The organism is Streptomyces sp. LARHCF249 (genome assembly GCF_052871255.1).
This window is the reverse complement of record NZ_JBIXJQ010000002.1, coordinates 345,472-358,241: the sequence shown is the minus strand read 5'-3', so window position 1 is coordinate 358,241 and position 12,770 is coordinate 345,472. Positions and strand designations below refer to the sequence as shown.

General features: G+C 70.3%; 10 protein-coding genes. All 10 read right to left on the bottom strand.

All coding sequences use genetic code 11. The features are described 5' to 3' along the window. Positions 1–132 precede the first annotated feature (132 nt). On the bottom strand, positions 133–2,058 hold the full coding sequence (locus ACIPUC_RS06440; RefSeq protein WP_446587066.1) for a TIGR03960 family B12-binding radical SAM protein: 1,926 nt from the start codon (positions 2,056–2,058) through the stop codon (positions 133–135). Positions 2,059–2,130: 72 nt separating this feature from the next. After that, complete coding sequence (locus tag ACIPUC_RS06435) at positions 2,131–3,693, bottom strand: CYTH and CHAD domain-containing protein (protein ID WP_446587065.1); 1,563 nt, start codon at positions 3,691–3,693, stop codon at positions 2,131–2,133. A gap of 70 nt (positions 3,694–3,763) precedes the next feature. Beyond that, on the bottom strand, positions 3,764–4,963 hold the full coding sequence (rodA, locus tag ACIPUC_RS06430; RefSeq protein WP_446587064.1) for a rod shape-determining protein RodA: 1,200 nt from the start codon (positions 4,961–4,963) through the stop codon (positions 3,764–3,766). 14 nt (positions 4,964–4,977) lie between these two features. After that, positions 4,978–7,158, bottom strand: a complete 2,181-nt coding sequence (gene mrdA, locus ACIPUC_RS06425) for a penicillin-binding protein 2 (protein ID WP_446587063.1) — start codon at positions 7,156–7,158, stop codon at positions 4,978–4,980. A 13-nt stretch (positions 7,159–7,171) separates the two neighbouring features. Then, positions 7,172–7,876 (bottom strand): rod shape-determining protein MreD, encoded by a 705-nt coding sequence (gene mreD, locus ACIPUC_RS06420; protein ID WP_446587062.1) that lies wholly within the window; start codon positions 7,874–7,876, stop codon positions 7,172–7,174. A gap of 13 nt (positions 7,877–7,889) precedes the next feature. Then, positions 7,890–8,837 (bottom strand): rod shape-determining protein MreC, encoded by a 948-nt coding sequence (gene mreC, locus ACIPUC_RS06415; RefSeq protein WP_446587061.1) that lies wholly within the window; start codon positions 8,835–8,837, stop codon positions 7,890–7,892. 134 nt (positions 8,838–8,971) lie between these two features. Then, positions 8,972–9,991, bottom strand: a complete 1,020-nt coding sequence (locus tag ACIPUC_RS06410; protein ID WP_008738981.1) for a rod shape-determining protein — start codon at positions 9,989–9,991, stop codon at positions 8,972–8,974. Positions 9,992–10,287: 296 nt separating this feature from the next. Then, positions 10,288–10,698: a nucleoside-diphosphate kinase gene (gene ndk / locus ACIPUC_RS06405; RefSeq protein WP_446587060.1), complete on the bottom strand. Its 411-nt coding sequence runs from the start codon at positions 10,696–10,698 to the stop codon at positions 10,288–10,290. 64 nt (positions 10,699–10,762) lie between these two features. Further along, positions 10,763–11,131, bottom strand: a complete 369-nt coding sequence (locus ACIPUC_RS06400) for a DUF4233 domain-containing protein (RefSeq protein WP_446587059.1) — start codon at positions 11,129–11,131, stop codon at positions 10,763–10,765. A gap of 2 nt (positions 11,132–11,133) precedes the next feature. After that, positions 11,134–12,678, bottom strand: a complete 1,545-nt coding sequence (folC, locus tag ACIPUC_RS06395) for a bifunctional tetrahydrofolate synthase/dihydrofolate synthase (RefSeq protein ID WP_446587058.1) — start codon at positions 12,676–12,678, stop codon at positions 11,134–11,136. Positions 12,679–12,770: the final 92 nt, after the last annotated feature.

Genomic DNA, 12,770 nt, shown 5'->3' with positions numbered 1-12,770 from the left:
CGGCCCCGGCCGTTGCGGTCGGTGCCCCGCGATCGGTCGATCGACCCCGGCTCGGCCGGCCGCCGGAACGAATGTGCCCCCCGCCGTTCCCGGTGGGGGGCACATCAAAAGGGCGGTGTCAGCGGCCCGCGGTCACTTCACGACCGTCAGCGGCAGCAGCTTCTTGCCCGTCGGGCCGATCTGGATGTGCGTGTCCATCTGGGGGCAGACGCCGCAGTCGAAGCACGGGGTCCAGCGGCAGTCCTCGACCTCGGTCTCGTCGAGGGCGTCCTGCCAGTCCTCCCAGAGCCAGTCCTTGTCGAGACCGGAGTCCAGGTGGTCCCAGGGCAGGACCTCCTCGTACGTGCGCTCGCGCGTCGTGTACCAGGCCACGTCCACACCGTAGGCGGGCAGCGTCTTCTCCGCCGCCTCCATCCAGCGGTCGTACGAGAAGTACTCGCGCCAGCCGTCGAAGCGGCCGCCCGACTCGTACACGGCGCGGATGACGTCGCCGATGCGGCGGTCTCCGCGCGAGAGGAGGCCCTCGACGATGCCCGGCTTGCCGTCGTGGTAGCGGAAGCCGATGGAGCGGCCGTACTTCTTGTCGGCGCGGATCTTGTCCCGGAGCTTGCCGAGGCGGGCGTCCGTCTCCTCGGCCGACAGCTGCGGCGCCCACTGGAACGGGGTGTGCGGCTTCGGCACGAAACCGCCGATGGACACCGTGCAGCGGATGTCGTTCTGGCCCGAGACCTCGCGCCCCTTGGCGATGACGTTGACCGCCATGTCGCCGATCTGCAGGACGTCCTCGTCCGTCTCGGTCGGCAGGCCGCACATGAAGTACAGCTTCACCTGGCGCCAGCCGTTGCCGTACGCGGTGGAGACGGTCCGGATCAGGTCCTCTTCCGAGACCATCTTGTTGATGACCTTGCGCATGCGCTCGGAGCCGCCCTCGGGGGCGAACGTGAGGCCCGACCGGCGGCCGTTGCGGGTCAGCTCGTTGGCCAGGTCCACGTTGAACGCGTCCACGCGGGTCGACGGCAGGGACAGGCCCACCTTGTCGTCCGTGTAGCGGTCCGCGAGGCCCTTGGCGATCTCCGCGATCTCGCTGTGGTCCGCGGAGGACAGCGACAGGAGGCCGACCTCCTCGAAACCGGTCGCCTTGAGGCCCTTCTCCACCATCTCGCCGATGCCGGTGATGCTTCGCTCCCGCACGGGGCGCGTGATCATGCCGGCCTGGCAGAAACGGCAGCCGCGGGTGCAGCCGCGGAAGATCTCGACGGACATCCGCTCGTGGACGGTCTCGGCGAGCGGGACCAGCGGCTGCTTGGGGTACGGCCACTCGTCGAGGTCCATGACCGTGTGCTTGGACACGCGCCACGGCACGCCGGAGCGGTTGGGCACGACACGGCCGATGCGGCCGTCCGGCAGGTACTCGACGTCGTAGAAGCCCGGCACGTAGACGTTGCCCGTCTTCGCCAGGCGCAGCAGGACTTCCTCGCGCCCGCCCGGCCGCCCCTCGGCCTTCCAGGTGCGGATGATCTCGGTCATGTCCAGGACGGCCTGCTCGCCGTCGCCGATGACCGCGCAGTCGATGAACTCCGCGATCGGCTCGGGGTTGAAGGCCGCGTGGCCGCCCGCGAGGACGATCGGGTGGTCGACCGTACGGTTCCTGGCCTCCAGCGGGATGCCCGCCAGGTCCAGGGCCGTGAGCATGTTGGTGTAGCCCAGCTCCGTGGAGAAGGACAGGCCGAACACGTCGAAGGCCGACACGGGGCGGTGGCTGTCCACGGTGAACTGCGGCACCTTGTGCTCGCGCATCAGTGCCTCGAGGTCCGGCCACACGCTGTACGTGCGCTCCGCGAGCACGCCCTCGCGCTCGTTGAGCACCTCGTACAGGATCATGACGCCCTGGTTGGGCAGCCCGACTTCGTATGCGTCCGGGTACATGAGCGCCCAGCGGACGTCGCAGCTCTCCCACTCCTTGACCGTGGAGTTGAGCTCACCGCCGACGTACTGGATGGGCTTCTGCACATGCGGAAGCAGGGCCTCAAGCTGAGGGAAGACCGACTCGGTCATCACGCGACTTTCGTGAAGCGGGCAGGGGGCAGCTCTCAAGCGTACCTCTAGGCCCAGCCGCCCCCGCCCACATGATCATCCCAGCGCCGCCCGCAGCGCCGGGTCCGAGGCCTTCGCCCAGATGCCGGGAAGTTCCCGTTCGCGCCGCTCGGCCAGGACTTCCTCGCGGGCGTGGAGCACGCCCCAGGTGAAGGAGGGTTCGCCCGCGGCGGAGGACTGGACGCCGAGGCCGCGCAGGGCCTCGCGCGCGACCACGCTGTCCTGGTGGTCGCCGAGCAGGCTCTGGACCGCCTTCACGGCCTTGGCCAGGCGCTTCGCCGGTTTGCCGAGGGCGGGCACGGCCGCTTCCGCCGCGTAGCGGGCGCGCTTGGCCGCCTTGCGGGCCTCGTGCAGGGCCAAGTCGCGTTCCCCGCCCGGTTCCATGGCGAGCGCGCCCTCGACCCGGCCGGCGAGCCGCTCGTAGTCGCGCAGCACCGCCTTGGGCAGGACGCGCTCCGCCCGCCCGCCGGCGGCCTTGAGCAGCGGGGGCCCGGCCAGCAGGGCGTCGAGGGAGTCCAGCAGGGTGAGGTAGCGGGCGCTGTCGAGCACGGCCAGCGCCCGGCGGCGCGATCCGGAGCGGCGGGTGTTGTTCCACGTCCGCAGCCGGCCGCGGACCGGGCCGAGCAGCAGGGTGCGCGGCAGCTCGTCGAGGCGGGTCTGGATCCGCTCGAGGAGGACCTCCTGGTCGCGGTCGACGCCGAGTTCGGCGGCGAGCCACCGCAGTTCCTCGCCGATCGGGTCGGTGACGGACCGGTCCAGCACCTTGCGGTAGGTCTTGAAGGCGCTGCGCAGCCGCCGCGTGGCGACCCGCATCTGGTGGACGGAGTCCGGCAGTCCGCGCCGCACGGCCGGGTCCAGGGCGACCAGGGCGTCGCGCTGTTCGCGCAGGTACGACAGGACGTACGCGCCCGCCGTGCCCTCACCCGGATCCGCCGCGGGCGGGGCCTGGGCTTCGGCGCCGGCCGTGGCGTCGGATCCGGCTCCGGCTCCGGCTCCGGCCTCGGTCTCGGCGAGGGCCCGGGCGAGCTTGGACGGCGCGTCGCATACGCGGAGCCCGGCCTTGCGGAAGGCCTTCTCGACCGCGTCGAGCAGCCGGGGTTCGACCCCGTCGGCGAGTTCCACCTCGACCTCGGTCCAGGCGGCGGTGGCCTCGCCGCGCTCCGCCCGGACCGTGTCGGTGCTCAGCTCCGCGAGCAGCGCTCCGTCGGCGTCCAGGAGGTGGCTGACCTTGCGCGAGGACAAGAGCCTGACCTGCGGCTCCAGCCCGGCGCCGCGCACCCGGGAGCGGAGGAGGGCGGCCAGCGCGGGTGGGACGGCGTCGCCGAGCGGCGCCGCGATCTCGTCGCGCACGCCCGGGGAGACGGGCAGTTTGAGGTGCCAGCCCGCGTCGGCGCCGCCGGTTCTGCGCCGCAGGGTGAGACCGTCGGCGGCGAGCCGGTGGTCCGGGGTGTCGTAGTAGACGGCGTCGAGGTCGACCGTGCCCTGGTCGGTGACGGCCGCGATCGCGGCCGTACCCGTCAGGTCCGGCACCCCGCGCCGGGCCGCCGACGCCTTAGTGAACTCGAATTTCCGCTCGATCTCGCGCTTCGTGTCCGCCATAGACCGAACTTAGTCCTGAACGGATCACGACGGCAGGGTGAACGGAGGAAACGGAGGATCGGGCCGGGGATCAGGCCGACAATGGCCGCTGCACCTTGATCGACTGCAACAGCCCGATGGCCACCCACACGGCGAACATCGACGAGCCTCCGTACGAGACGAACGGCAGCGGGAGCCCGGCCACCGGCATGATCCCGAGGGTCATCCCGATGTTCTCGAAGGACTGGAAGGCGAACCAGGCGATGATCCCGGCGCAGACGATCGTCCCGTAGAGCTCGGTGGTCTCGCGGGCGATCATGCAGGCCCGCCACAGCACGACGCCGAGCAGCAGCAGGATCAGCCCGGCTCCGACGAAGCCGAGCTCCTCCCCCGCCACCGTGAAGACGAAGTCGGTCTGCTGCTCCGGCACGAACTGGCCGGTGGTCTGCGAGCCCTTGAAGAGCCCCGAGCCGGTCAGCCCGCCGGAGCCGATCGCGATGCGCGCCTGGTTGGTGTTGTAGCCGACGCCGGCGGGGTCGAGTTCGGGATTGGCGAAGGCCGCGAAGCGGTTGATCTGGTACTCGTCGAGGACGCCGAGCTGCCATATCAGGACGGCTCCGGCCGCGCCGGAGCCGATCAGGCCCAGCACCCACCGGTTGGAGGCGCCGGAGGCCAGCAGCACGCCGAGCACGATGACGACCATGACCATGACGGAGCCGAGGTCGGGCATCAGCATGACGATGCCCATGGGGGCGGCCGCCAGGCACAGGGCCTTGACGACCGTGCGGTGGTCGGGATGCGCGAGGTCGCCCGCGTCCACCCGGGCCGCCAGCAGCATCGCCATGACCAGGATGATCGTGATCTTCACGAACTCGGAGGGTTGGAGGGAGAATCCGCCGCCGATCACGATCCACGCGTGGGCGCCGTTGATGGTGGCGCCGAGCGGGGTGAGCACCGCGATGATGAGCAGCAGCGAGATCCCGTACAGGACGGGCACCGCGCCGCGCAGGGTGCGGTGGCCGAGCCAGATGGTGCCGATCATCAGCACGAGGCCGATGCCGGTGTTCAGGGCGTGCCGGGCCAGGAAGTAGTACGGGTCCCCCTGGTTCAGGGAGGTCCGGTTGCGCGTCGCCGACCACACCAGCAGGGCGCCGATGAAGGACAGCGCCAGCGAGGAGAGGAGTATCGGCCAGTCCAGCCGGCGCACCACCGAGTCGCGGGCGGTGAGCCTGGCCATCGCCCCGCGCTCGGGCGCGTACCGGGAGACGGAGAACTTGTTGGCGGTCTGCATGTCGGTTTCGGTCCTCAGTCGTGCCACACGGGGCGCGCGGCGGGCGGGCCGGCGAGCGCGGGCGGCGCCAGCTCCTCCGGGGACGGCGGTACGTACGGCCGGATGTCGGGGGAGTCGATGGAGCCGTCGGGGCGGATCTTGGGCAGTTTCGTCTCGGGCCCCAGCAGCAGGGCCTTCTTCACGTCCTGCTTGCCGGCCATGTCGAGGCCGTAGATGGCGTTGTAGATGTTGCGGACCGCGGGGCCGGAGGCCCCGGAGCCGGTGCCGCCCTGGGAGATCGTCATGACGATCGTGAAGTCGTCGGTGTAGGTCGCCAGCCACGAGGTGGTCTGCTTGCCGTAGACCTGGGCGGTGCCGGTCTTGGCCCGCATCGGGATCTTGTCCAGCGGCCAGCCGCCGAACCGCCAGGCGGCGGTGCCGCCGGGCTCGACGACCATGCGCAGGCCCTTGTCGAGGTCCTGGACGGTCTGGGCGTCGATCGGCAGCCTGCCGTGCGACTTGGGCTTGATCATCTGGACGCGCTTGCCGTCGGGGCTGATCACGGCCTTGCCGACCGTGGGGTTCCACAGGGTGCCGCCGTTGCTGATGGCGGAGTAGGCGGTGGCCATCTGGATGGGGGTGACCAGTACGTCCCCCTGCCCGATGGCGAAGTTGATGCTGTCGAACGCCTTCAGCTGGTTGCCTTCGAGGCAGCTCTCGTAGGCGATCTGCTCGACGTAGGTGCCGCCCTTCTTGCCCTGCTTGCACCAGGAGTCCTTGTTGGCCGCCCAGAAGCTCTTCTTCCAGCGGCGGTCGGGGATGCGGCCGGTGACCTCGTTCGGCAGGTCGATCCCGGTCTCGGAGCCGAGGCCGAATTCGCGGGCGGTCCGGTAGAACCAGTCGTGGGCGTCCTTCTTGGGCTTGAGGCCGCCGTCGCGATTCCACTCCTTGTGCCCGAGGGCGTAGAAGACGGTGTTGCAGGAGAACTTGAGGGCTTCGGCGAGGGTGATGGGGCCGTGCCCCTTGGACTCGAAGTTCGCGAAGCTGCGGCCGCCCATGTTGTAGGAAGCGCTGCAGTTGTACTTGTCGTCGAAGGCGTAGCCGGCCCGGACGGCCGCGCTCGCCGACACCACCTTGAAGATGGAGCCCGCGGGGGCCTGGCCCTGGATGGCCCGGTTGAGCAGCGGGTAGTTGGACTTCTTGCTGGTGAGCCGGGCGTAGTCCGTGGCGGAGATGCCGCCGACCCAGGCGTTGGGGTCGTAGTCGGGCTGGGAGGCCATCGCGACGATGCGGCCGGTCTTGGTCTCCATGACGACGACGGCGCCCGAGTCGGCCTCGTACTTGCGGCCGGTGATCTTGTCCGTTTCCTGGCGGACGGTCTTCATCGCCTGCTGGAGCTCGTACTCGGCAACGGACTGGACCCGGGCGTCGATGCTGGTGACCAAGGTGGATCCGGGCACGCCCGGGTCGGATTCGGTCTGGTGCATGACCCGGCCGAGGTTGTCGACCTCGTACGACGTGACCATCGCCTTGCCGCGCAGCTGCTTGTCATAGGTGCGCTCGATGCCGGAGCGGCCGACCTGATCGGAGCGCAGGTGCGGCGAGTCGGTGTCCTTGGCCTTCTGGATCTCCTCGTCGGTGACCGGCGACAGGTAGCCGAGCACCTGTGCGGCACGGGCCCGGCCGGGGGCCGGATAGCGGCGGACGGCCGTGGGCTCCGCGGTGATGCCGGGGAACTCCTCGGGGCGTTCGCGCAGCTGCAGCGCCTGCTGCGTGCTGGCTTCGAGGGTGATCGGGATCGGCTGGTACGGGGAGCCGTTCCAACAGGGCTTGGGGGTCTGGGAGTCGCAGAGCCGGACCTTGTCCATGACCTCCTTGGGGGTCATGCCCAGGACGTCGGCGAGGCGGGTCATGACGCCCTTGCCCCTGTCCTTCATCTTCATCAGCGCGGTGCGGCTGGCGGAGACGACCAGCCGGGTCTCGTTGTCGGCCAGCGGGACGCCGCGGGCGTCGAGGACGGGTCCGCGCACGGCGGGCCGGACGACCCGCTGGACGTGGTTGCTCTTCGCCTCGTGGTAGTACTCCTCCCCGTTGCGGATCTGGAGGTACCAGAGGCGCCCGCCGAGGGTGAACAGCATGGAGAGGACCAGCACCTGCATGATGACGAGCCGGATCTGCACCCGGGAGGTGCGGCCGGTCTCCGGAACATTGGTCACGTCGGCTCCTCCCTCACAGCTTTTTGACGCTCTTCACACCCTTGACGGCCTTGACGCCCTTTATGCGGACGGCCTTGTTGGCGCGGGAGCGCGAGGTCTTCAGGCGCAGGCCGCCGCGCTGGCTGCCGATGCGCAGGCCGGTGCCGCCGGCCAGCCAGCCGGAGGACACGTCCTTGCCCTGCGGCGGTCCGCCGCCGGCCTCGACGGCCATCGGGTCGTTCTCGGCGCGGCGGGCCAGCGCCATGATGAACGGCACGGTGAACGGCGCGAGCAGCAGGTCGTAGAGAGTGGCGGTGAACAGCAGCCCCGTCAGGCCCACGTGGCGCGCGGCCGTGTCGCCGACGAGGGCTCCCACGCCCGCGTAGAGCAGGGTGGAGCCGATCGCCGCGGCGACGACGGTGAGCATCGGGCCCCAGGCGGAGCGGAACCGCCCGTTGTCGGGGCGGACCAGGCCGGCCACGTAGCCGATGACGCACAGGACCAGTGCGTACCGGCCGGCGGCGTGGTCGGCGGGCGGCGCCAGGTCGGCGAGGAGGCCTGCGGCGAAGCCGATGAGGGCGCCGCTGACGTGCCCGTACACGAGTGCGAGGGCGACGACGGTGAGCAGCAGCAGGTCGGGTACGGCGCCGGGCAGTTGGAGCCGGCCCAGGATGGTGACCTGCACGACGAGGGCGACCACGACGAGCGTGCCCGAGAGCAGGATCCGGTTGAAGCGCATGGTCGGTCTGCTCCTACTCGTCGGCCGGCTTGGCGGGCACGCTGGCGGACCCGGACGGGGTGACCGTGACGGTGACCGTCGGGGTCGGCTTGGGGGCCTCGGGCTTGGGCGGCAGGACGGCGTCTCGCGGGTCCTCGCGCGGCGGCATCACCACGACGCCGACGATGTCCAGGCGCGAGAAGCCGACGAACGGCTGCACCCAGACGGTGCGGGTCAGGTCGCCGCGGGCCGGGTCGACCTTGACGACCTCGCCGATCGGCACGCCGGGCACGAAGGGCTTGTTGCCGTGCGAGCCGAACGTGACGAGGCGGTCCCCGGGACTGATCTTGGCCTTGCCGTTGAGCATCTGGACGGACAGGGCGCGGTCGCCCTGGCCGGTGGCGAAGCCGAGTTCGCCCGTCTTCTCCAGGCGGGTTCCGACGGTGAAGTCGGGATCGTTGGCCAGGACGACGGTGGCGGTGTCGGGGCCGACGGTGGTGACCCGGCCGACGAGTCCGTCCCCGTTGAGGACGGTCATGTCGCGCTCGATGCCGTCCTTGCTGCCGGCGTCGATGGTGACGGTCCAGGAGAAGCCCTGGGCCGCTCCTATGGCGATGACCTCGGCGCCCTTGATGCCGTACTGTCCGGCGCCGGCCCGCTTGAGCATCTCGTCCAGCTCGCGGATGCGGCTGCGGGTCTGGTCCTCGCTGCCCAGCTTGGCCTTCAGGGCAGCGTTCTGCTGCTCCAGCACGGCGATGCGGTTGTGGCGCTCGCCGGAGTCCCGTACCGCCCCTATGGCGTTGGCTACCGGGTCGACGGCGGTGGCCACGCCCTTCTCGACCGGGCCGAAGACCGCTGCGGCGGCCTGCCGGGCACCGTCGACCGGCGACTCCTCGCCTGCCCTGATGTCCACCGTGATCAATGCGAACGCGATGGCGATCAGAAGCACCAGGAGCAGCCGGCTTTCTCGTGTGTCCCTCACGTGCGGCGGCCGTGCCTTCCTCGTCGGAATGTTGTTTTGCCTGTATATCAACGATCCGCCGCACGGGCTCGGTAGCACCCGTACGGCGGATCCTTGTGTGTTCCGCATGATCCCTCCGGCACGGAGGGGTGTTGTCAGCGACGGGGCTGGGCGTCCAGGACCTGCTGGAGGGCCTCGAACTCCTCGACGCACTTGCCGGATCCGAGCGCGACGGAGTCGAGCGGGTCTTCCGCGATGTGGATGGGCATGCCGGTCTCGCGCCGCAGCCGCTCGTCGAGGCCGCGCAGCAGGGCGCCGCCGCCGGTCAGGACGATGCCGCGGTCCATGATGTCGCCGGAGAGCTCCGGCGGGCACTTGTCGAGGGTGGTCTTGACGGCGTCGACGATGGCGTTGACGGGCTCCTCGATGGCCTTGCGGACCTCGGCGGCCGAGATGACGACCGTCTTGGGCAGCCCGGAGACCAGGTCGCGGCCGCGGATCTCGGTGTGCTCGTCCTTGTCGAGGTCGTACGCCGACCCGATGGTGATCTTGATCTGCTCGGCGGTGCGCTCGCCGAGGAGGAGCGAGTACTCCTTCTTGATGTGCTGGATGATCGCGTTGTCGAGCTCGTCGCCGGCCACCCGGATGGACTGCGCCGTGACGATTCCGCCGAGGGAGATGACGGCGACCTCGGTGGTCCCGCCGCCGATGTCCACGACCATGTTGCCGGTGGCCTCGTGGACGGGCAGGCCCGAGCCGATGGCGGCGGCCATGGGCTCCTCGATGATGTGCACCTGGCGGGCGCCGGCCTGCGTGGACGCCTCGATGACGGCGCGCCGCTCCACTCCGGTGATACCGGAGGGCACGCACACCACGACGCGCGGGCGGGCCAGGTAGCGGCGCTTGTGGATCTTGAGGATGAAGTACCGGAGCATGCGCTCGGTGATTTCGAAGTCGGCGATCACGCCGTCCTTGAGGGGCCTTACGGCGACGATGTTGCCGGGCGTGCGCCCGATCATCTTCTTCGCCTCGGAGCCGACCGCCAGAATGCCGCCGGTGTTCGTGTTGATGGCGACCACGGACGGCTCGTTCAGGACGATCCCCCGGCCCCTCACGTACACCAGCGTGTTGGCGGTCCCGAGGTCGATCGCCATGTCACGGCCGATGAACGACATGTTGTTCCCCTTGTTCCCCATGAGGAGCGTCTGGCCTTCCAGTTGATAGCGGCTGCTGTCAGGTCGGCGAGTGGGTGTGTGGGTGGAGGCCCCATCGTAGTGCCGCGAGTGCGGACACCGCGCGACGGGACTCCGGCAATCCCGCCGGAATGGATACCCGCCCCCTTAGTGGTGACGACGTGTCCTGCCCAGGCGTTCCCGCTCCTGCCCGGAAATACCGAAGGGCGACCGAAATTACTTCGGTCGCCCCAGGTCATGAGCGCTATTTGGCTGATGTCACGTCAGGAAAAGAGTGCTCAGAGCGCGGGAAAGAAGAGCTTGAGCTCGCGCTCCGCGGACTCCTCGGAGTCCGAGGCGTGGATCAGGTTCTCCCGGACGATGGTGCCGAAGTCACCCCGGATGGAGCCGGGTGCCGCGGCGATCGGGTCGGTGGGACCGGCCAGCTGGCGGACACCCTCGATCACGCGTTCCCCTTCGACGACCAGCGCCACGATCGGGCCGCCGGCCATGAAGCCCATCAGGGGCTCGTAGAACGGCTTGCCCTTGTGCTCGCCGTAGTGCGCCTCGAGCGTCTCCTGGTCCAGCGTGCGCATCTCCAGCGCGGGGATGGTCCAGCCCGCCTTCCGCTCGATGCGGCCGATGATCTCGCCCACCAGACCGCGACGGACGGCGTCGGGCTTCAGCAGGACGAGGGTGCGCTGGGTCATGTTGCGGCTCCTTGCGGCATACGGGTGCGGTAGGACGAATCTACAGGGCCGTTCCGGGGAGCTGTCACACAGCGTCAGGCGTCCCGGGGGCCGGCGGCGCCTCCGCCGCGGCCGCCCAGCGGGCCTTGATCGTGTCGATCTTGCGGCCGTAGTGCACCGAGCACCACCACAGCCCCGCGAACACCGCGCCGAGGAAGAACATCGTCGGGACGACGAACCCGCTGAGGATCAGGCCGATCTGCAGGGCCCAGCCCAGCTGGACCGCGCCGGGGCGCGAGAGCATCCCGCACAGCAGCACCGACAGCAGCATCGTGACGCCGCACACCGTCCACACCGCGGCCTGGGTCAGGTCGGGGTTCTTCATGGCCACCAGGCCCGCGAAGCCGATCACGAAGAACTCGCCGATCAGCGTGCTCGCACACAGCGTGCGCATCCTCAGCCCCTCTTCAGCAGCAGGCGGGCCTCGCCCACCGTGATCACGGAACCGGTCACCAGGACCCCGGCCCCTCCGTACTCGGCCTCTTCCTCCGCCAGGGTGATCGCCGCCTCCAGGGCGTCGTCCAGCCGCGGCTCCACCTGCACCCGGTCCTGGCCGAAGACCTCGACCGCGATGGCCGCCAGCTCGTCCGCGCCCATCGACCGGTGGCTGGAGTTCTCCGTCACCACCACCTCCGCGAAGATCGGCTCGAAGGCCTCGAGCACCCCGCGGACGTCCTTGCCCTCGCTCGCGGCCACGACCCCGATCAGCCGGCTGAAGCCGAAGGACTCGGTGACCGCCTCCGCCGTGACCGCGGCCCCTGCCGGGTTGTGCGCCGCGTCCAGCACCACCGTCGGGCTGCGCCGCACGACCTCCATGCGGCCCGGCGAGGTCACCGACGCGAAGGCCTTGCGCACGGTGTCCATGTCCAGCACCCGCGCGTGCTCCTGGCCGCCGGTCCCGACCCCGAAGAAGGCCTCGACCGCCGCCAGCGCCACCGCCGCGTTGTGCGCCATGTGCGCCCCGTGCAGCGGCAGGAAGATGCCGTCGTACTCCCCGCCGACGCCGCGCAGCGTCAGCTGCTGCCCGCCGACCGCGACCTCGCGCGAGACCACGCCGAACTCCATGCCCTCGCGGGCCACCGTCGCGTCCACCTCGACGGCCTTCTTCAGCAGCGCCTGCGCCGCGTCCACCGGCTGCTGCGCCAGGATCACCGTGGCGCCCTGTTTGATGATGCCGCCCTTCTCCAGGGCGATCTCGCCGGGCGTGGCGCCGAGCCGGTCGGTGTGGTCCAGGCTGATCGGGGTGACCACGGCGACCGAGCCGTCGATGACGTTGGTCGCGTCCCAGGTGCCGCCCATGCCGACCTCGACCACGGCGGCGTCCACCGGGGCGTCCGCGAAGGCCGCGTACGCCATCCCGGTGAGCACCTCGAAGAACGACAGCCGGTACTCCTCGGCGGCGTCGACCATCTCCACGTACGGCTTGATGTCGTGGTACGTCTCGACGAACCGCTCAGCGCTGATCGGCGCCCCGTCGAGGCTGATCCGCTCGGTGACCGACTGCACGTGCGGGCTGGTGTAGCGGCCGGTGCGCAGCTCGAAGGCGTTCAGCAGGGCCTCGATCATGCGGGCGGTGCTGGTCTTGCCGTTGGTGCCGGTGACGTGGATGGAGGGGTACGCGCGCTGCGGCTCGCCCAGGACGTCCATCAGCGCGGCGATCCGCGTGACGGACGGCTCCAGCTTGGTCTCGCCCCAGCGGGTGGCCAGCTCCTGCTCCACCTCCAGCAGCGCCTTGGCGACCTCCGGGTCGACGGGCCGGGCGGGCACCGGGTCGCCCTGGGGCGGTCCGGCCTGGGCGCGCAGGGTGCGGCTGCCGGCCTCGATCACCGCCAGGTCGGGGTCGCGGTCGGACTCTTCCGCCACGATCTGGTCGAACTCGTCGGATCCGTCGAAGGCGCCATCGCGCTCGCTGTCGTGGCTCTCGGGCTGCTGCTCACTCACGGAGCCCAGTCTACGGACGCGGACCTGCGGGACCTTCGGCCCGGGCGTTTCGGCGCCTTCGACCGGCGGGGCGACCAGATCGTTATGCAAGC

Excerpts from the sequence above, each read along its gene's own strand:
- mreD (WP_446587062.1), bottom strand. The coding sequence starts at position 7,876 with ATGCGCTTCAACCGGATCCTGCTCTCGGGCACGCTCGTCGTGGTCGCC.
- ACIPUC_RS06435 (WP_446587065.1), bottom strand. The coding sequence starts at position 3,693 with ATGGCGGACACGAAGCGCGAGATCGAGCGGAAATTCGAGTTCACTAAG.
- ACIPUC_RS06410 (WP_008738981.1), bottom strand. The coding sequence starts at position 9,991 with ATGTCGTTCATCGGCCGTGACATGGCGATCGACCTCGGGACCGCCAAC.
- ndk (WP_446587060.1), bottom strand. The coding sequence starts at position 10,698 with ATGACCCAGCGCACCCTCGTCCTGCTGAAGCCCGACGCCGTCCGTCGC.
- ACIPUC_RS06400 (WP_446587059.1), bottom strand. The coding sequence starts at position 11,131 with ATGCGCACGCTGTGTGCGAGCACGCTGATCGGCGAGTTCTTCGTGATC.
- rodA (WP_446587064.1), bottom strand. The coding sequence starts at position 4,963 with ATGCAGACCGCCAACAAGTTCTCCGTCTCCCGGTACGCGCCCGAGCGC.